This window comes from Paraburkholderia diazotrophica (genome assembly GCF_038900755.1).
Lineage (GTDB): Bacteria > Pseudomonadota > Gammaproteobacteria > Burkholderiales > Burkholderiaceae > Paraburkholderia > Paraburkholderia diazotrophica_A.
Map to the genome: position 1 here is coordinate 525,063 of NZ_JBBPEN010000004.1, position 18,964 is coordinate 544,026.

Consider the following 18,964-nt stretch of genomic DNA (forward strand, 5'->3'; position numbering starts at 1 on the left):
ATGTCAGGCACAGTTTTTCGCATGTAAGCGCATCACGCACGACCGTCCACTAGTCCTTCCCGCCTGGAATCACCGAGCCCAGCACCTGACGCGCGGTATTCGCAATCACGCTGCCTTCTTTCGGATCGCCTTCCATCAGCGTCCGCGCAAATGCGCGCGCCTGCGCCATCGTCACGTGAGGCGGCAAAGGCGGCACTTCCGGGTCCGACTTCACCTCCAGCACGACGGGGCGCTTCGCGGCCAGCGCGGTTTCCCACGCATCGGACAACTGCTCGGCATCGTCGACGTAAAGGCCCGTCAAACCGAGCAGTTCCGCAAAGCGGTGATACGGCACGTTGGGAATTTCCTGCGATGCGTTGAACTTCGGATCGCCTTCCATCACGCGCTGCTCCCACGTCACCTGATTCAGGTCTTCGTTGTTCAGCACCATGCAGATCCAGCGCGGATCGGCCCACTGCTTCCAGTACTTCGCGACGGTGATCAGCTCGGCCATGTTGTTCATCTGCATCGCGCCGTCGCCGACCATCGCAATCACGGGGCGGCCCGGATACGCAAATTTCGCCGCGATCGCATACGGAACGGCGGCGCCCATCGACGCGAGCCCGCCCGACAACGACGCCATCATCCCGCGGCGAATCTTCAGATCGCGTGCGTACCAGTTCGCGCACGAGCCGGAATCGCTGGTCAGAATGACGTTGTCGGGCAAGCGCGGCGACAGCTCGGTGAACGCGCGCTGCGGATTCACGCCCTTGCTCGATGGCTGATGCGCGCGCTCGTCGAGCGTCTCCCACCAGCGCGAAGTCCAACGCTCGATACGCGAGCGCCACACGTGACTGTCCTTCTCTTTCAGCAGCGGCAACAGCGCGCGCAACGTTTCCGCGCTGTCGCCGACGAGGTTCACTTCCATCGGATACCGCAGGCTCAGCATGTCGGCTTTAATGTCGATCTGCACGCCGCGCGCATCGCCTTCCTTCGGCAGAAATTCCGAGTACGGAAAGCCCGAGCCGATCATCAACAACGTGTCGCATGACGTCATCAGCTCGTAGCTGGGCTTCGTGCCAAGCAGGCCGATCGATCCCGTTACCCACGGCAGATCGTCCGGCAACGCGGCCTTGCCGAGCAGCGCTTTGGCGACGCCCGCGCCGAGCCTGTCCGCCACCGCGATGACTTCGTCCGTTGCATTCAACGCGCCGGCGCCGACCAGAATCGCAACCTTGTGACCTGCATTCAGCACATCGGCCGCGCGTTGCAGATCGTCTTGCGCCGGCACGACTCTCGGCCGCGAATAGCCGACGCCTGAATGCGCGGTGCCATGCTTGCGCGCGGGCGGCTCGAATTCGAGGTCCTGCAAGTCGTTCGGCAAGACGAGCGCCGTCACGCGCCGCTCCGCTAACGCAATGCGCACCGCGCGATCGATCATGTGCCGCACCTGCGCGGGCACGCTCGCCTGCTGCACGTACGAGCCGGCAACGTCCTTGAACATCGCCGCAATGTCGACTTCCTGCTGATAGTGCGAGCCCAGCGCAGCGCGCGCCTGCTGGCCGGCGATCGCGAGCACGGGCATGTGGTCCATCCGCGCGTCGTAGAGGCCGGTGATCAGGTGCGCGGCGCCCGGCCCCGACGTCGCGATGCAGACGCCCAGCTCGCCGGTGAACTTCGCGTGCGCGCTCGCCATGAACGCGGCCATTTCCTCGTGGCGCGCCTGCACGAATTCGATCTTCCCTTCCGCCCGGTTCAGCGCGCCGAAAACACCGTTGATGCCATCGCCCGGATAGCCGTACATGCGTCTTACGCCCCATTGATGCAGCCTGTCGACGATGAAGTCGCCCACTGTCTTTGCCATGAAAGCCTCCGCAGAAGAGAAGTTGTGCGTGCCCGCTCGCATGCCCTTGCGCGGACACTGCGCCGTCTGTCGGGACAGCAAGACTTGCGCCCTATCCTTGCGCCCCACCGCGCGAAACCCTGCTGTAAGGCACATCCATTGCTGGCCGGTGAGTAACGCAACACGACCTGTCGCAGTCGCCAGTCACGGATGCCACGAATGCACACCATGAACGAAGCCGCTTCTTCTACAACAACGGATCGTTACGCCGCGGCGCCCATCACGAGAATCGCGGCAGACGCCTACACGATTCCGACGGATGCGCCCGAGGCAGACGGAACGTTCGAATGGAACTCGACGACACTCGTGCTCGCCGAAGTCGAAGCGGCTGGCGTCACGGGACTGGGCTACACGTATAGCGACGCCTGCACGGCAACGCTGATACGGCATGCGCTCGCCGATGTGCTGACCGGCGAAGAGGCATCGCAAATCCGGCGCTTGTGGCTTCGGATGCAACGCCGCGTGCGCAACCTCGGTCGCGAAGGCATTGCGGCAACCGCGATCTCCGCGCTGGACTGCGCGCTATGGGACCTGCACGCAAAGCGCCTGAACGTTCCCCTCGCGAAGCTGCTGGGCCAGGTGCGCGATCGCGTGCCTGTCTATGGAAGCGGAGGCTTCACGACATATACCGATGCACAGATGCGAGAGCAGTTGACGCGCTGGGTGCATGACGACGGATGCCGATGGGTGAAGATCAAGATCGGCAGCGAGCCCGAGCGCGATCCGGCGCGTGCACGATGCGCGCGCGAAGCGATCGGCGATGACGCCGGGTTGTTCGTCGATGCGAACGGTGCATATGACAGAAAGACCGCGCTGCGGTTTGCCGCGCGTTTCGCCGAACAACACGTGCAATGGTTCGAAGAGCCCGTCAGTTCGGACGATCTCGCGGGACTCAACGCGATCCGATACAGCGCACCGCCCGGAATGGACATTGCGGCAGGCGAGTACGGCTATACGCTGGACTACTTCCGGCGAATGCTCGAAGCGAATGCCGTAGACGTGCTCCAGGCCGATGCGAGCCGTTGCGGCGGCATCACGGGCTTCATCGAGGCCGCTCACGCTGCGGCGGCTTTTCATGTGCCGCTGTCGGCTCACTGCGCGCCGGCCCTGCATCTGCACGTCGCGTCCGCTGTGCCTGGGCTCGCGCATCAGGAGTGGTTTCATGATCATGCGCGCATCGAGTCGATGCTGTTCGATGGCGCGCCGCATGTCGCGGATGGAAACATTGTGCCCGATCTCTCGCGGCCAGGCTGCGGCCTCGAATTAAAACGCCAGGATGCGAGCCGCTTTGCGACCAGCGTGCCATGAACGGACCGAACCCACGAATCGAACTCACGCTGACGCATCGAGCGGCCACTATGCAAACTATCTGATCACGATGACAAGAACCGCGTTATACGTGCTCGGCGCGCTCTGCGCTGCATCAGGCGCCGCGGCGCTTGCAACGAAAACGAACAGCGCGCCCGAGCGGCCACGTGCCCGTGTTCGTCTCGCGCCGGCTCGTGCATCGGGCACCACAACGCGCGCTCACATCGATGCCGCGCGCGGTTTCAATCACGGTTCCGCCCTGCTCGCTTTTTCCGCGCTCGCCGACAGCGCGGTCGAGCACTATCGCGGATCGTTCGAGAACCCGGCGATGTATACGCCGCTCGTGTCCGCGACCTGCGCGCTGATCGCCGGATTGCATGGCGGCGCGGACCACACCGAGGCCGCGCATTCGGTCCGCCACGCGGTGTATCTCACGGCAGCGGCGGCAGGCGTCGCCGGTACGGCGTTTCATCTCTACAACGTCACGAAGCGACCAGGCGGTTTTAGCTGGCACAACCTGTTCTACGGCGCTCCGCTCGGCGCACCGATGTCGCTGCTGCTGTCCGGCGCGCTCGGCGCAGTCGGCGAACGCTTGCGCAACGAACCCGCTGTCGATCCGCGTCTGTTCGGCATGCCTGCCGGCAAGGCGCTCGCGCTCGCGGCCAGTATCGGATTGGCGGGCACCGTTGCCGAAGTCGGCCTGCTGCATTTTCGCGGCGCGTTCCAGCATCGCGCGATGTATGCGCCCGTCACGGTGCCGCCGCTCGCCGCCGCGATGCTCGCGAATGCCGCGCTATCCGCGCCACGGCAGCGCTGGCTCACGCGAGTCTGGTTACGCGCGACGGCCGCGCTCGGTGTGATCGGCACGCTCTTCCATGCACGCGGTATCGCGCGCAGCCAGGGCGGCTGGCGCAACTGGTCGCAGAACATTCTGGGCGGACCGCCCTTGCCCGCGCCCCCCAGCTTCACCGCGCTCGCGCTGGCGGGACTAGCGGCCTTGCGCCTGAGGGAGACAGAAAATGAATGACGCCACGCCTTCACGCGCCACGCGTCTACCCGATTACACCGGCTACGACGTACTCGACAAACGCGACACGCCATCATGGGACGACGCGTCGCGCGCAGTCATCGGCGATCGCATCGCAACTACCGACGAGCCCGCGTGGTGCAATCGCGAGCAGTGGCGTGCGCTGCGCGCGCTGTGCGCGATTATCGTCCCGCAGCCGGAGAACCGGCCATCGGTGCCGCTTGCCGCGCTCGTCGATCGCAAGATCGCAATGGGCAAGAGCGACGGCTATCGCCGCGCCGGTCTGCCTGCGTTGCAGGAAGCATGGCGAATCGGTCTCGCGGCGCTCGACGCCGAAAGCGTTCATCGACATCGCAAGGTCTTCGCCGACGTCGAGGAGAGCGCGCGCATCGCCCTCGTCCAGTCGATGGAGCACGGAACGCTGACGGGCGACGCATGGCGCAACATGCCGTCGACGCTGTTCTTCACGCAGCGCGTGCTGCACGATATCTGCACGACCTACTATTCGCATCCGTCGGCGTGGAGCGCAATCGGATTCGGCGGGCCTGCCAATCCGCGCGGCTATGTGCGCATGAACTTCAATCGAAGCGATCCCTGGGAGGGCAAGGAAGTGCCGCCCGAGGAGAGACAGCGTGCTCGATGATGCGCTTCGCGATCCGCGCGGCAAGCAAGGCCGCGCACCGGATGTCTTCACGCCAGGCGGATGGATGCCGATGCGCGAGTATCCGCTGCATGAGGAAGTCGATTTTGCGATCGTCGGCACGGGCGCGGGCGGCGGCACGCTGGCCTGCCGTCTCGCGGAAAAAGGCTTCAAGGTGGTCGCGCTCGACGCGGGCGCGTGGTGGAGACCGCTCGAAGAATTCGCCTCCGACGAAACGCATCAGTCGAAGCTGTACTGGACCGACGAGCGCATCGTCGATGGCGACGATCCGCTCGTGCTCGGCGCTAACAATAGCGGCAAGGCGATTGGCGGAAGCACGGTTCACTTCGCGATGGTGTCGCTGCGCTTCAGGCCCGAATGGTTCCGCTCGCGCTCGCTGCTCGGCTATGGCGCGGACTGGCCGCTCGACTGGCGTGAGATGTGGCGCTACTACACGTATGTCGAAGATGCGCTGAAGATTTCCGGTCCCGTGCGTTATCCGTGGGGACCGAAGCGGCCGCGCTATCCGTATCGCGCGCACGAAATGAATGCCGCTGCGCTGGTGCTCGCGCGTGGCGCGGACGCCCTCGGCATCGACTGGAGCCCCACGCCGCTCGCGACGCTTTCCGCGCCGCGCGGCAAAGCGCATCCGTGCGTGTATCGCGGCTTCTGCGTATCGGGCTGCGCGACGAATGCGAAACAGAGCGCGCTCGTCACGTGGATTCCGCGCGCCGTCCACGCGGGCGCCGAGATTCGCGACCTCGCGATGGTCGGCCGCATCGACGTGAATCCGGCGGGACGCGCAACGGGCGTCGAATATCTGCGCGAAGGCCGATGGCAATTTCAACGCGCGCGTCATGTCGTCGTGGCCGGATATGCGATCGAAACGCCGCGTCTGCTGCTCATGTCGGCCAACGATCGTTATCCGGATGGTCTCGCGAACAGCTCGGGGCTCGTCGGCAAGAACCTGATGGTGCAGTCGAATCAGGCCGTCTGGGGCGTGCTTGACGACGAGATACGCTGGTACAAGGGGCCGCCGTCGCTCGCGATCACAGAGCACTGGAACTACAAGGACAAGGGCAAGGATTTCTTCGGCGGCTACGCTTACATGAGCCAGGGGCCGCTGCCCGTCGTGTGGGCGCAGACGCAGATCGGCCGCGGCCTGTGGGGACAGCCGCTGCTCGACGAAATGCAGATGTACAACCATCAGGCGGGACTCAAGATCGTCGGCGAGACGATGCCCCAGGAGCGCAACCGCGTCACCCTCGCCGACGAGAAAGACCAGTACGGTCTGCCCGTCGCGCGCGTCACATGGAGCTATTGCGACAACGACCGGCGGCTGATCTCGCATTCGCTCGGGTTCATGACCCGGGCGCTCGAAGCGGCAGGCGCGAAACGCATCTGGGCGCAGCACGACGATACGTGCCATCTGAACGGAACGGCGCGCATGGGCGACGATCCGGCGACGAGCGTCGTCAATGCGGACTGCCGCAGTTGGGACATTCCGAATCTGTGGATTTGCGACGGCTCGGTGTTTCCGACCGTCGGCGGCGTCAACCCGTCGCTGACGATTCAGGCGATCGCCTGCCGTACGGCCGACAGGATCGAGGCGCTCGCTTCGCGCGGCGAGCTATAGGCATGCACATCGAGGCATGCACATCGAGGCATGCACATCGAACAACGTCGAACAGAAGGAGGGATTCATCGTGGGCGGCATCCGCAAACCCCGAACGGTCGTGATAACAGGCGCCACGGCGGGCGTGGGCCGCGCGGCCGCACTCGAATTTGCGCGGCACGGCGCGGACGTCGCGCTGATCGCCCGCGATGCCGACGCCCTGCACGACACCGCTCAGGAAGTCCGCGCAGCGGGCGTGCGCGTCGTATCGATCAAGGCGGACGTGAGCGACGCCGACGCGGTCGATGCAGCGGCGGGGTCCATCGAAGCGCGGCTCGGGCCGATCGACGTGTGGGTGAACAACGCGATGGTGACGGCCTTCGCGCCCGTCGATGCGCTATCGCACGAGGATTTCGCGCGCATCACCGATGTGACGTATCACGGCTTCGTGTGGGGAACGATGGCCGCGCTCAAACGAATGGCGCAGCGAGACGATGGCGTGATCGTGCAGGTCGGCTCCGCGCTCGCCTATCGTTCGATTCCGCTGCAATCCGCGTACTGCGGCGCAAAGCACGCGATACGCGGATTTACCGATGCGTTGCGCTGCGAGCTGCATCATCGCAAGAGCCGCGTTCACGTGACGATGGTGCAGATGCCGGCGCTCAACACGCCGCAGTTCGACTGGGCAGAGAACAGGATGCCCCATGCGCCGCGGCCCGTCGCGCCCATCTTTCAACCGGAAGTCGCGGCGCGCGCGATCTACTGGGCCGCGACGCATCGACGCCGCGAAGTGTGGGTCGGCGCTTCGTCGATCAAGGCGATTGTCGCGAACCGCTGGGTGCCGGGCTGGCTCGACCGCTATCTCGGACGCAGGGGCGTCGATGCGCAGCAAGATGCACGCGTCGCCGTTCAAGGGCAGCCGTCGAACCTGTGGGAGCCCGTCACAGGCCTGCATCGCGTGCGAGGGCGCTTCGATGCCCAGGCGTCGTCGTCGAGTGCCGCGTTGTGGCTTGACACGCATCGCGGGCTTGCGGCACTCGGCGCCGCCGCGATTGCCGCGCTTTGTGTCGGCATGGTCCGGCGACGGATGTGATCGTATTTGTCGAGCGGCGTGACAGCCCCCTGTCAGTCCAGCCATTCGAGCACGAACAGCGAGACCAGCGCGGCGCCCGCGCAAATGGTCGCGAGCCAGCACAGACCTCGCAGAACCCAGTGCGCGCTCAGATCGCCGACAGCCGAGTGCTTCGTGCTCAGCAAAACGAGCATGAACATCACGGGCATCGCCGTCGATCCGTTCACGAGCGCGCCCAGGTACAGGATGCGCAGCGGCTCGACGTGCGCGCACACCATCGATACGCCGAGCGCGCCGCCGAGCAGCATCACGGCGATCAACATGAATGCGACGCGACGGTTGGCGAGCCCGCTGTCCTCGTTCTCCTTCTCGAACACACCAGCCGCCGCATGCGCCGCCGAACCCGCGAGCGGCGGCAGCGCAATCAGCGCCGTGCCGATCAGCGCCAGCGCGAGCACCTGCGACGCATACCCATGTGCGACGGGCTCCAGCACGCGCGTGGCGTCTCGCATGTGCTGCATGTCATGCCCATAGGCGTAGAGTGTCGCGGCCGTAGCCGCCATGATCGCGAACCCTACCGCGTTCGAAAGCGCGGTTCTGATCAGCGTGTCCTTGCGGACCTTGCGAAACTGCGCGTCGAGCTTGCGCCTGTACTCGTCCGATTGCTTGTGCCCGGGATCGAGCCGCAATTCCTCGACCTGTTGCGTCGCCTGTGAAAAAAGCAGGTACGGGCTGATGGTGGTGCCGAGTATCGCCATCAGCATCGAGAAGTAGTGTTCCGTCCAGTGCAGATGCGGCACCAGTGATCCAACCAATACGCTGTGCCACGATATCTGCGTGACGATCATCACGCCGGCGTACGCGAACAGCGCGAGCGTCAGCCACTTCACGACCTTTGCGTAGCGCGGGTACGGCACGGTGAATTGAAGCACGATGGAAAGCACCGTCGATAGCGCCGCGAAAACGGGCACGGAGCCGTTCCACAAGAAGTTCGCCGCGACGCCCATCGCGACTGCGTCGGCGGCGATGTTAAAGACGTTCGCGATCAGAAAGCGTGCAACGGCCAGATAAAAAAAGATGCGCGGATAGTGCTCGCGCATGTTGCTGGTCAGCCCCTTGCCCGTCAGCGACGCGATCCGCGAAGCGACCAGTTGAAACGCGACCATCGACGGATAGGACAGCACGCACAGCCATAGCATCTCGTAGCCGAACTGCGCGCCCGCAAGCGAGTATGTCGCGATGCCGCTAGGATCGTTGTCGCTCGCCATCGACGCAAGCCCCGGTCCCAGGTCCGCCGCCCAAGAACGAGCGGGCGTTTCAGCAGGCGTCTCGTTCGGGCCGTTGGCGTTCTGCTTGCGTCGCGTGGTTGTCGACATGGTCCACTCGACGCGTGCTACGCGTCCTCCCAGTCACGCCACTTCACGTCGTGTGTTTGCAGATAGCCGCTGACGGATTCCCCGATGGTCGGAAACACACGGTCCTCGCCGATCATGTCGAACATCTCGTAGCGCTTGAGGCTGTCCTTCACGGGGCCCTTCATCTCCGCGAAGCACAGCGTGATGTTCCGTTCCGCGAGTTCCGCGTGCAAGGTCTCGAGCACTTCGGCGGCGGTCAGATCGATATCGGTAACGGGCTCGGCGGCAATGACGATCCAGCGCACCTGGGTTGGCGATTCGTCGATGGCACGCTGCACATGCTCGCGAAAAATCTCTCCATTGGCGAAGAACAGCGGCGCGTCCCAGCGCAACAGCACGAGCCCCGGAATGCGCCGCGCTTCCGGATGCCGCGATACGTCGTGATAGCCCTTTCTGCCGTCGATGCGCCCGAGCACCGCATCATAAGGACGCCACGCACGCCATAGAAACGACAGGACGGCGAGCAGCAGCGCGAGCGCAATGCCGTTGACGACGCCAAGCACCGCGACGCCTGCAAAGCACACGATGGCCTGCACGAACTCGCTCTTGCGCAAACGATACAGACGGATCATGCCGCGAAATTCGATCATGCCCAGGCACGCGGCGATCACGACAGCGGCCAGCGCGGACTGCGGCGTGTCCTTCAGCGCGCCCGGCACGAACACGAGCAGTGCGGCCACAACAGCCGCCGCTACGACGCCCGTCAATTGTGTCTTTGCGCCCGCGGCCTCGGCTACGGGCGTGCGCGAGCCGCTGGCGCTCACCGCAAAGCCCTGAAAAAAGCCGGCGGCGATATTCGACAGGCCGAGCGCAACGCACTCCTGGTTGCGATCGACCTTGGTTTCGTTGCGAACTTCATAGGTGCGCGACAGCACGCTGACGTCGGTGAACGACACGAGCGCTATCGCGGCGGCGCTGCTCGCGAGACGCCACCATTCGTCGAGCGGCAACATCGGCAGACGCGGCGCAGGCAAGCCGTGCGCAATCGTGCCGATCACGGCCACGCCTGCGCGCTGCGCCGAATCCATCAGCATCACGGCGACCGTCGCGCCCGCTACCGCGATCAGCACGGCAGGCGTTTTCGGCCAGAAACGCTTGAGCACGAGAATCAGCACGAGCGCAGCGGCGCCTAGCGCAAGCGACATCAGGTTCACCTTCGACGCGGCGATGCCGCCCGTCAGATCGCGTATCTGCTCGAAGAACGATTCGCCGTTTCCCTTGAAGCCCAGCAGCTTCGGAAGCTGCCCGACGATGATCGTGAGGATCACGCCGTCGAGAAAGCCATAGCGGATCGGCAGCGATAACAGCTCGGTGACGAAGCCGAGCTTGAGCATGCCGACGACGACGCAGGCCGCGCCCGCGAGAATCGCGAGCGCGGCTGCGGCAGCGAGCGCTTGATTGGCGTCGCCGTGAGCGAGCGGCATCACGCTCGCCGCGATGAGCGCGACGAGCGCCGAGTCGGGACCGAGCACGAGAATGCGACTGGGGCCGAACACCGCATAGGCGAGCAGCGCCGCAAACGATGCATACAGGCCATTCACGGCCGGCAATCCGGCGGCTTCGGCGTAGGCCATCCCTGCGGGTACGAGCACCGCGCTCAGCGTGACGCCCGCGACGATGTCGTGCGGCAGCCAGCGCGCCTCGTAGCTGCGCGCAACGGCGAGTCCGTTGATCCAACGCATCGGAGCGCGTGGCCCGGCCGCTTTTTTCACGTGACGGTGATCGTCGATTCTGCTGTTCATTGCGGTGTGTTTCCGCACGCCCTGATTGCTACCCTGGCGTTTGAATCAGCAAAAACGATTCCACACGGATTGCAGCGATACCCGCTTCAGTCGGGGCTCGATCAGCCTTGATCAGCCGTCAATCGTCGCATCAATCACGATCTTTCCGTGTATGTGTCCGCGCTGCAGATGCGCGAGGGCGGCGCTCAATTCATCGAACGGATACCTGGCCGAAACGACGACGCGCACGGCCCCGTCGTCGATCAGTTCGCCGATCCGCGAGAGCGTCTTGCCATCGGGATGCGCGGTATAGCGCAACGCTTCTGCGCCGCGTTCGCCCGCCTTGACCTGCGACGGCTCGTTGAGCGTCGACACGAGCCTCCCGCCCTTGCGGATCACGTTCCAGGATCGTTCCTGCGTCTGCCCGCCGACCAGGTCGTACACGAGATCCACGTCACAGACGGCATCCTCGAACTTTTGCGTCTTGTAGTCGATCACGTGATCGACGCCGAGCGAGCGGACGAATTCGACTCCGTCCCCTGACGCCGTCGCAAAGACGTTCGCGCTCGTGAGCCTCGCGAACTGGACGGCGAAATGCCCGACACCGCCCGAGCCCGCGTGAATCAGCACGCGCTCGTCGGCTTCGAGCATGCCGTGTTCGTAGAGGCCCTGCCACGCTGTCAGTGCGGCAAGCGGAACGGCGGAGGCCAACGGAAAGTCGAGCGTATTGGGCTTTCTGGCAAGCGCGCGCTGATTCACGAGCACGTAGTCGGCGAATGCGCCCGGTCCCTGACCGACGAACGCATACACCTCCTGCCCCGGCTTCCATCCGCTGACACCCTCGCCGACGCGCGCGACGACGCCCGCAAAATCGCGGCCTGGCGTGAACGGCAACGCGTCTTCGCGTATCAGCGGATAGCGGCCTTCGCGCGTCTTGATGTCCACGGGATTGACACTCGCCGCAAGCACCTTGACGAGCACTTCGTCGCGTCCGGGCTGCGGCACGGGAACCGGTTCGCGTTCCAGCACTTCGGGACCGCCGAAGCGGTGGACGCGGTACGCGTGCATATTGTCGGGCACATCGGACATGGCTCTTCTCCCTGCGATATCTGCTGTTCTCCGGACGTGACGTTGTCAGGCGGCAGCCTTGAGCACGACCTTGGTCCATCCGTCGTTGCGCTCGTCGAAGTGCCTGTAGCCTTCGGGCGCCTGATCGAGCGGCAACTCGTGCGAAATGATCTGCGAAGGCTTCGCCTTGCCCGCAGCGATCAGGTCGCGCAGCTTGCGGTTGTACGCCTTCACGTTCGCCTGGCCGGTCGCCATGTGTTGCCCTTTCATCCAGAACTGGCCGAAGTCGAAGGCGAGCTGGCCTTTCTTCATCAGCTCATCCGGCGAGCCTGGATCTTCCGCGATGAACACGCCCACGACGCCGATGCCCCCCGTCGGACGAACGGCCTTCACCAGGTTGTTCATCGTCAGATTGGGGACTTCGTGACCGTTGCATCCGCATTGATAACCGACGCACTCGCAACCGCGATCGGCGCCCTCGCCGCCCGTCAGTTCGAGCACGCGCCCGGCGGAGTGGCCGTCGCTATCGTCGATGGGTATCGCGCCCAGATTCTCCGCCAGCTTCAGCCGGTCCTTGTGCGTGTCGACCACCATGATCTTGCTTGCGCCTTTGAGATTCGCCGATATCGTCGCCATCAGGCCGACGGGACCCGCGCCATAGATCACGACACTATCGCCCGCTTCGACGCCTGCCAGCACGGTCGCGTGATAGCCCGTCGGAAATATATCGGACAGCAGCACATAGTCGTTTTCCTTTTCCTCTGCATCGGGCGGCAACAGCAGGCAGTTGAAATCGCCGAATGGCACGCGCAGCAATTCGGCCTGGCCGCCGCTGTATGGTCCCATGCCCGCAAACCCATACGCCGCGCCCGCCATGCCGGGATTCGCCGTGAGACAGAAGCCCGTGAGGCCGCGCTCGCAATTCTTGCAAAAGCCACAGCCGATATTGAACGGCAGGCACACGCGATCGCCGACCTTGACGCGCTCGACCGCGCTGCCGACCTCGATCACGACGCCGAGATTTTCGTGTCCGAGAATCCGTCCGCTTTCCATGTTCGTGCGGCCTTCATACATGTGCAAATCGGAGCCGCAGATATTGGTGGTGGTGATTTTCACCAGCACATCAGTAGGCTTTTCGATGCGCGCATCGGGCATGTCCTTGACGACAATTTTTCTTGGGCCCTCGTAGACGACTGCTTTCATTCGACACTCCAGTTGAAGATTGAAGTTTGGCTTTGCGCCATTCGCATCTCGCGATATGGCGACCCCATTCTTCGAGCATCCGTTGTTCCTATCGGGGGTCATGCGCGCGCAAAGGGCATCGGCACGGGCACAAATCCTGCACCGCAAAGGCAGGAGGGATGGACAGCATGGAAAAACTCGACATCGAGCGCTTGCGTCCGACGCAGATGACGCACGGCGAACGGCAGATCAAACAGAAAACCGCCATGTACACATCGTTGAGCGGTCACGATCTGGATATGGCGGTCGCCGAAAAGCCCATACCCGTCGTGTTCGGACCGGGCGGCGCGCCATACGCAATCGACCACCATCATGTCGCCGCCGCGTTATGGCGCGTCGGTATCCGCATGGTTCCGTTCGTCCTCGTCCGCGATCTGTCGTCACTGACGCAAGCGGAGTTCTGGCTGACGCTGGAGAACAATGCGTGGACTTATCCGTATGACGCGGATGGCCGGCGTGTCTCCTTCGCGCACATGCCCGTGCATGTATGGGAAGCCGCTGACGACGAATTCCGCAGCCTCGCTGCTGCCGTGCGCGATGCGGGCGGCTATGAAAAAACATCCGTGCCGCTCGAAGAATTCAGATGGGCCGATCTGTTTCGAGGCGTGCTTCCGCATCCCGATAGCGATGAGGCATTCGATGCGTTGGTCCAAAGCGCTATCGACCTGGCGAAATCGACAGCCGCTTTGGGACTGCCGGGATATATCGGACCGCAAGCATAGGCCGACCTGCCTTTGGCTACGTGGCCGCGCGTCGCCGATGGCTGATGGTGTCGATTGCGTCCGCCGCAATGCAGGAAAGGAAAGCAAAATGGATGTGCTGATTGCAGTATTCGGCGAGGGCAGAGATCTGAACGCGCTTCAGACCGCGATGCGAGCGATCGTCGTATTCTTCGCGGCGCTGCTCTTTATCCGCATTTCCGGCCGACGTTCGTTCGGCCAGCGTTCTCCGTTCGACTATGTCGTGGCGATTCTGCTTGGCGCGACGTTGAGCCGCGTGATCGTCGGCGCGTCGCCCGTCGTTCCGACGCTGACTGCGTCGCTCGTGATCGTTCTGATCCATCGCGCGCTTGCATGGGTTTGCGTGCGCTCGCGATGGCTCGAATCGCTCGCGGTCGGAAGCGAACGCGAGATCTATCGCGAGGGCCGCTTCGACGCGCGCCAGATGTCGGCGGCACTCATCACGAAGACGGATATCTTCGAGGCCGCGCGCCAGTCGTTTCACTCGGCCGATCTCGACGAGGTGCAGGCAGCCATCCTCGAACGCAACGGCGAGGTCAGCCTCATTCGCAAGCGGAACCGTAAGTGACGCAAAGCGAATCTGAAAGTACATCGATGCGGCAATGACGCGGGCACAGGCATAGCGCTTGCGCGCTCTTCTGTGCTCACGGAAAACGGAGGCCGACATGCAACCAGGCGATACACCCTTGAACCCCGGAGACGAAGGGCCGCCCGACGCGCCAGGTGTCGGAGAAGACGTATGCAGCGCGTGCCGCGGAACAGGCACCGTCGAAGGGCAGCGCTGTAGCGTTTGCAACGGCACAGGAAAGGTGCTCCAGGGAATCGGCGGCGGCTAGACGGGACGAAACCTGCTGGAACGGGAGAATCGGATGGACTTGAAAGACAGGGTCGCGCTCGTGACGGGCGCGGGCTCGGGCATCGGCAAGGCGTGCGCACTCAAGATGGCAGCCGAAGGCGCGCGCGTGATCGCCCATGCGCACAAGGAGCAGGAAACGAAGGCGACGGTCGACGAAATCGGCCGTGTCGGCGGCGTCGCATTCGGCATCACAGCCGACCTGCGCGACGACAAGGGCTATCAGGCAGCGCTCGAAAAGGGCATCGGCCATTTCGGCGCGCTCGATATCGTCGTCGCGAACGCGGGCATCAACGGTGTGTGGGCGCCCATCGACGAGCTTCAGCCCGACGAATGGGACAACACGCTCAACACCAATCTGCGCGGCACGTATCTGACGCTGCACTACACGGTGCCGCATCTGAAGCGCAAGGGCCGCGGCTCGATCATCATCATTTCGTCGATTAACGGAACGCGCGTCTTCAGTCACGGCGGCGCATCCGCGTATTCGACGACGAAAGGCGGCCTGCTCGCGCTCGGGCAAATGGCGGCGCTCGAACTCGCGAAGCACAAGATTCGTGTGAACGTCGTGTGTCCGGGCAAGATCGAATCGGAGATCGGCGAAAACACGCGCGCGCGCTCCAGCGAAGAGGCGTCGGAACCTGCCGATTTTCCGGGTGGAAAAATTCCGCTGACGGACGGCCAGGCGGGAACGGGCGAAGATATCGCAGAGATGGTGAGCTTTCTCGCGTCAGAGCGCGCGAAGTTTGTCACCGGGACGCCTGTGTGGATCGACGGGGGCCAGTCGTTGCTGGTGGGATAAAGGACGTCTCCTCCATATCTCCTACGGATATGGTTTGAGCCCGCCTGATTTTAGGCGGGCTTTTTTTGGCTCATCGGCGTTGGTCGGGGAAATGGCAGCTTCGGGAGCGGCAACGGTCATTCGCGTGCCGTCGTGCCGGTCGGCAGCCCGACGCCGTGGGCCGTTTCGAATGATGACGAGGCTGCGCCGGCACCCGTCCGCAAAATCGGGCGCGGTTGCGGTGAGCCTTGCGGTCGATCGGCCTGTCGGCATTCGCATTGATGGCGACATGCGACGCGCATCCGGCGCGAGACGCGATCCGGTTACGGCGGGCATACCGAGGCGCTGGAGTCCGTCTGTGCGGTAGCGAACGCTCGAAAACTTTCGTTTCGCCTACTATCCTGTCAGATGCTTCTTCACACGTCCCCCGGGAGCAATGATGGAAAGCACATCGAGCATGGTTCAACATGAGCCTGGCGCTGACAACCCGCGCCAGCGGGAACCCTCCCCTGAACGGCTACTCCAGCTGGGCATGGGGTTCTGGGCGTCGAAGACCTTATTGTCCGCAGTCGAACTCGGTGTGTTCTCGTGCCTCGCGACGGGACCTCGCGATGCCGCCGAGCTCACCGAGGCACTCGGACTGCATCCGAGATCGGCCCTTGATTTTCTTGACGCGCTGGTCGCATTGAATCTGCTGGAACGCGACGACGGGAAATACCGCAATACGCCAGACGCCGAGCTCTTTCTGGACATGGCCAAGCCCAGCTACGTCGGTGGATTGCTGGAAATGGCCAACGCGCGCCTATATCCGTTCTGGGGCTCTCTGACGGAAGCCCTTCGCACGGGGCTGCCACAGAACGAGGCAAAAGGGGGTGGCGATCTCTTCGACTCGATGTATCGCGACGAACAGAAATTGCGCGGTTTCCTGCGCGCGATGAGCGGGGTGAGCCTCGGCGCGGCCAAGGCGATTGCGCAACAATTCCCCTGGCAAAACTACAGCACTTTCATCGACATCGGCGCGGCTCAAGGTGCGTTACCCGTACAGGTCGCGCTCGCCCATCCCCACTTGCGCGGCGGCGGCTTCGATCTGCCCGTGGTGGGCCCTGTGTTCGAAGAGTACGTAGCGTCGCACGGCCTGCAGGAACGGCTCCATTTCTATCCGGGCGACTTCTTCAAGGATGCCTGTCCGGCAGCCGATGTGCTCGTGATGGGACACATCCTCCACGACTGGGACCTCGGGCAGAAGCTCGAGCTTCTCGCGAAGTGCTACGCGTCGCTACCGCCTGGCGGTTGCCTGATCGTCTACGACGCGGTAATCGACGATGACCGCAGGCGCAATGCCTTTGGCCTGCTGATGAGCCTGAACATGCTTATCGAGACGCCTGGCGGTTTCGACTATACCGGCGCGCAGTGTCGCGAATGGATGCAGCAGGTCGGCTTCACACAGGTACGCGTCGAGCCGCTCACCGGCCCCGATTCAATGGTGATTGGAACCAGATAGAAACTCGCCGCGAGAGTCACAGGCATTCTCAAGGGCGGAAAATGACACCACGGTACGGGTCTGGACGGCTGGCGCGTCGCGCGCGACATGCCGTCGTCCGCAACGTCGGATGTTCAATGCGGAGCAGTCGCCCGCATGACCACCCGACTGCGATCTCGAACGACCGTTTCTGTCCGATCGCAGGCCCTTGCCCCCGAAATCCCCGAAGAACCTTTTTGCGCCCCTACCAGTAGACTGGCTCCATGCGATCCACGCAGGAGACGGCTATGCAATTGCATCGTCATCGGCGCGCATTCGTTGTTCTTTGCGTTGTTCTTTGGCTCATCGCGAGCCTGTGCGCATGCGGCCGCATCACCGACTCTGGACATATCGACGCAAACAGATCTGCGCACACGCCCGCCGACACCCGACGTGCGACGCAAATACCCGTGCCCCCACCGCCGATGGGATGGTCGTCATGGAACAGCCTTGGCGAAGGCGTGAACCATGACGTCGTCAAGGCAGAAGCCGACGGACTGGCGGCGCTGAACGCGCGCATCGCCTCGGGCCATCGATACGAGTACGTGAACATCGACGAAGGCTGGTGGCGCTCGGGACAACGCGACGCAAGCGGCAACTTCATTGTCGACGCGACGCAATGGCCCGGCGGAATGCAGGCCATTGCGCAATATATCCATAGCAAGGGGCTGAAGGCGGGCATCTATATCGATGCGGGTCCGCGAGGCTGCGGCAAGCGGGCCGATGGCACGCATTTCGTCGGAAGCGATCCAGCTCACTACGATCACGACTTTCTGCAATTTGCCCAATGGGGATTCGACTTCGTCAAGGTCGATTTTTGCGGGGGCGCGGCGAACGGCTACGATCCGGAGAAAACCTATCGCTCGATTGCGCAGTCCATCAGCCGGGCTTATTCGAAGACAGGCCATCGCCTGACGTTCAGCCTCTGCGACTGGGGCACGATACCCACGGACAAATCGTTTCCCGACTACAACGAAGGACCGTGGACATGGGCCGCCGGCGTCGGCACGATGTGGCGAACCACGCGCGACATCACGCCGGACTTCGACAGCGTCGTGTACAACCTGGCCGGCAACTATCACCCGGAGGGACAGCATACCGGCTACTACAACGATCCCGACATGATGGTCGCCGGCATGCGGATGTCCGCCGTTCACGACCAGGCGCACATCAGCCTGTGGGCGATCTCCGGCGCGCCGATGATCCTCGGCAACGATCTGGCGAAGCCGCTCTCGCCCGACACGGCACGCCTGCTGACGAATCCCGAAGTGCTCGCAATCGATCAGGACGCGCTAGGCCTGCAAGGTCTGCTGGTCGCGCAGTCGGGCCGCCTGCAGGTGTCGGCGAAGCTGCTGACGGGAACAGGGCAGCGAGCGGTCGTGCTCTTCAACAACTCGGCGAAGGCTGCGCCGATGACGGTCACATGGGACTCGCTCGGCCTCGTTCCGTCATCGCAGGCAACGGTGCGGGACGTGTGGGCGAGGAAGGACCTCGGCCGTTTTACGACGTCCTATACGGCGCCCGGCGTGCCCGCCGGAGGCGTCATCATGCTCACGATAAGCGGCACTGATCCTTCGCCCGTGATGTGGCAACCGGGTGCGCTGGCGGGCGGCGCCGTCTCTGTGCGCTGCCCGACGTGCGCAAGCGGCAACAAGATAACGGGCCTCGGCACCGTGAATTTCAGCGGAACCTCGTTGGGCGCGCGCGGAGGCTTCATCGAAATCGGCTACGCCAACGACAGCACGCGAACCGTTTTTGCGCAGCTGACGATGAACGGCCAACGGCCCGCGATGCTCGCCTTCCCTCCGACTGGCAGCGACGCAAGCATGGGCGCCATCACGGTCTACGTGCCGTTTCGAGCGGGACCGAATGCGCTGTCGTTGTCGAATGCGGACGCGTCGACGCCCGCGCCCGATATCGGCTACGTCGCGACAGTCAGCGGACCCGTGCCGCTTTCGCAGAGTGAGGCCATAGCGCGCCGCGCCGAAAACTGATTGCCATTCGAGGGACGGTCAGCCGCAACTCCGCTAGTCACCCGCGTGCGGCTGATGGACAATCCCGCTCACCCGCCCTCATTCAAC

The 18,964-nt window shown here is 63.8% G+C and carries 15 protein-coding genes; 10 read left to right on the top strand and 5 right to left on the bottom strand.

Annotated features, from left to right (window positions below):
- Window positions 1-49: 49 nt before the first annotated feature.
- Window positions 50-1,843, bottom strand: coding sequence for a thiamine pyrophosphate-requiring protein (locus tag AABE10_RS16325; protein WP_342934302.1), 1,794 nt, complete (start codon window positions 1,841-1,843; stop codon window positions 50-52).
- A 198-nt stretch (window positions 1,844-2,041) separates the two neighbouring features.
- Here AABE10_RS16325 and AABE10_RS16330 point away from each other — a divergent pair, with 198 nt between their 5' ends.
- The 5 genes from AABE10_RS16330 to AABE10_RS16350 all read left to right on the top strand — a co-directional run bounded on the left by AABE10_RS16330 (window position 2,042) and on the right by AABE10_RS16350 (window position 7,565).
- On the top strand, window positions 2,042-3,190 hold the full coding sequence (locus tag AABE10_RS16330; RefSeq protein ID WP_428983334.1) for an enolase C-terminal domain-like protein: 1,149 nt from the start codon (window positions 2,042-2,044) through the stop codon (window positions 3,188-3,190).
- A gap of 70 nt (window positions 3,191-3,260) precedes the next feature.
- Window positions 3,261-4,217, top strand: a complete 957-nt coding sequence (locus AABE10_RS16335) for a hypothetical protein (RefSeq protein WP_342934303.1) — start codon at window positions 3,261-3,263, stop codon at window positions 4,215-4,217.
- Window positions 4,210-4,860, top strand: a complete 651-nt coding sequence (locus tag AABE10_RS16340) for a gluconate 2-dehydrogenase subunit 3 family protein (protein WP_342934304.1) — start codon at window positions 4,210-4,212, stop codon at window positions 4,858-4,860. The genes AABE10_RS16335 and AABE10_RS16340 overlap by 8 nt, the downstream gene beginning before the upstream one ends.
- Complete coding sequence (locus AABE10_RS16345) at window positions 4,850-6,493, top strand: GMC family oxidoreductase (RefSeq protein ID WP_342934305.1); 1,644 nt, start codon at window positions 4,850-4,852, stop codon at window positions 6,491-6,493. The genes AABE10_RS16340 and AABE10_RS16345 overlap by 11 nt, the downstream gene beginning before the upstream one ends.
- A 16-nt stretch (window positions 6,494-6,509) precedes the next feature.
- On the top strand, window positions 6,510-7,565 hold the full coding sequence (locus AABE10_RS16350) for an SDR family oxidoreductase (protein WP_342934306.1): 1,056 nt from the start codon (window positions 6,510-6,512) through the stop codon (window positions 7,563-7,565).
- 32 nt (window positions 7,566-7,597) lie between these two features.
- On the opposite strand, the gene AABE10_RS16355 is transcribed toward AABE10_RS16350, so the two are convergent.
- From AABE10_RS16355 to AABE10_RS16370, 4 genes are all read right to left on the bottom strand, one after another.
- Window positions 7,598-8,920 carry an NRAMP family divalent metal transporter gene (locus AABE10_RS16355; protein WP_342934307.1) on the bottom strand — a complete coding sequence of 441 codons (1,323 nt, stop codon included), beginning with the start codon at window positions 8,918-8,920 and terminating at the stop codon, window positions 7,598-7,600.
- A gap of 17 nt (window positions 8,921-8,937) precedes the next feature.
- On the bottom strand, window positions 8,938-10,701 hold the full coding sequence (locus tag AABE10_RS16360) for a SulP family inorganic anion transporter (protein ID WP_428983335.1): 1,764 nt from the start codon (window positions 10,699-10,701) through the stop codon (window positions 8,938-8,940).
- 111 nt (window positions 10,702-10,812) lie between these two features.
- Window positions 10,813-11,769, bottom strand: a complete 957-nt coding sequence (locus tag AABE10_RS16365) for an NADP-dependent oxidoreductase (protein WP_342934308.1) — start codon at window positions 11,767-11,769, stop codon at window positions 10,813-10,815.
- A 45-nt stretch (window positions 11,770-11,814) separates the two neighbouring features.
- Entirely contained in the window at window positions 11,815-12,951 is a 1,137-nt protein-coding gene (locus AABE10_RS16370) for a glutathione-independent formaldehyde dehydrogenase (RefSeq protein WP_342934309.1), read from the bottom strand.
- 167 nt (window positions 12,952-13,118) lie between these two features.
- Here AABE10_RS16370 and AABE10_RS16375 point away from each other — a divergent pair, with 167 nt between their 5' ends.
- The 5 genes from AABE10_RS16375 (at window position 13,119) to AABE10_RS16395 (ending at window position 18,877) form a co-directional block, all read left to right on the top strand.
- Window positions 13,119-13,712, top strand: a complete 594-nt coding sequence (locus AABE10_RS16375; RefSeq protein WP_342934310.1) for a ParB/Srx family N-terminal domain-containing protein — start codon at window positions 13,119-13,121, stop codon at window positions 13,710-13,712.
- A gap of 88 nt (window positions 13,713-13,800) precedes the next feature.
- Entirely contained in the window at window positions 13,801-14,298 is a 498-nt protein-coding gene (locus tag AABE10_RS16380; RefSeq protein WP_342934311.1) for a DUF421 domain-containing protein, read from the top strand.
- 301 nt (window positions 14,299-14,599) lie between these two features.
- Window positions 14,600-15,385 carry an SDR family NAD(P)-dependent oxidoreductase gene (locus AABE10_RS16385; RefSeq protein ID WP_342934312.1) on the top strand — a complete coding sequence of 262 codons (786 nt, stop codon included), beginning with the start codon at window positions 14,600-14,602 and terminating at the stop codon, window positions 15,383-15,385.
- A gap of 436 nt (window positions 15,386-15,821) precedes the next feature.
- Entirely contained in the window at window positions 15,822-16,865 is a 1,044-nt protein-coding gene (locus AABE10_RS16390; RefSeq protein WP_342934440.1) for a methyltransferase, read from the top strand.
- A gap of 428 nt (window positions 16,866-17,293) precedes the next feature.
- Complete coding sequence (locus AABE10_RS16395; RefSeq protein WP_342934313.1) at window positions 17,294-18,877, top strand: alpha-galactosidase; 1,584 nt, start codon at window positions 17,294-17,296, stop codon at window positions 18,875-18,877.
- The last annotated feature ends 87 nt before the right edge of the window (window positions 18,878-18,964 follow it).

What these genes read in the sequence shown, in the direction of transcription:
- AABE10_RS16325 (WP_342934302.1), bottom strand. Translation starts at nt 1,843, where the DNA reads ATGGCAAAGACAGTGGGCGACTTCATCGTCGACAGGCTGCATCAATGG.
- AABE10_RS16330 (WP_428983334.1), top strand. Translation starts at nt 2,042, where the DNA reads ATGCACACCATGAACGAAGCCGCTTCTTCTACAACAACGGATCGTTAC.
- AABE10_RS16335 (WP_342934303.1), top strand. Translation starts at nt 3,261, where the DNA reads ATGACAAGAACCGCGTTATACGTGCTCGGCGCGCTCTGCGCTGCATCA.
- AABE10_RS16340 (WP_342934304.1), top strand. Translation starts at nt 4,210, where the DNA reads ATGAATGACGCCACGCCTTCACGCGCCACGCGTCTACCCGATTACACC.
- AABE10_RS16350 (WP_342934306.1), top strand. Translation starts at nt 6,510, where the DNA reads ATGCACATCGAGGCATGCACATCGAACAACGTCGAACAGAAGGAGGGA.
- AABE10_RS16355 (WP_342934307.1), bottom strand. Translation starts at nt 8,920, where the DNA reads ATGTCGACAACCACGCGACGCAAGCAGAACGCCAACGGCCCGAACGAG.
- AABE10_RS16360 (WP_428983335.1), bottom strand. Translation starts at nt 10,701, where the DNA reads ATGAACAGCAGAATCGACGATCACCGTCACGTGAAAAAAGCGGCCGGG.
- AABE10_RS16365 (WP_342934308.1), bottom strand. Translation starts at nt 11,769, where the DNA reads ATGTCCGATGTGCCCGACAATATGCACGCGTACCGCGTCCACCGCTTC.
- AABE10_RS16370 (WP_342934309.1), bottom strand. Translation starts at nt 12,951, where the DNA reads ATGAAAGCAGTCGTCTACGAGGGCCCAAGAAAAATTGTCGTCAAGGAC.
- AABE10_RS16375 (WP_342934310.1), top strand. Translation starts at nt 13,119, where the DNA reads ATGGAAAAACTCGACATCGAGCGCTTGCGTCCGACGCAGATGACGCAC.
- AABE10_RS16380 (WP_342934311.1), top strand. Translation starts at nt 13,801, where the DNA reads ATGGATGTGCTGATTGCAGTATTCGGCGAGGGCAGAGATCTGAACGCG.
- AABE10_RS16385 (WP_342934312.1), top strand. Translation starts at nt 14,600, where the DNA reads ATGGACTTGAAAGACAGGGTCGCGCTCGTGACGGGCGCGGGCTCGGGC.
- AABE10_RS16390 (WP_342934440.1), top strand. Translation starts at nt 15,822, where the DNA reads ATGGTTCAACATGAGCCTGGCGCTGACAACCCGCGCCAGCGGGAACCC.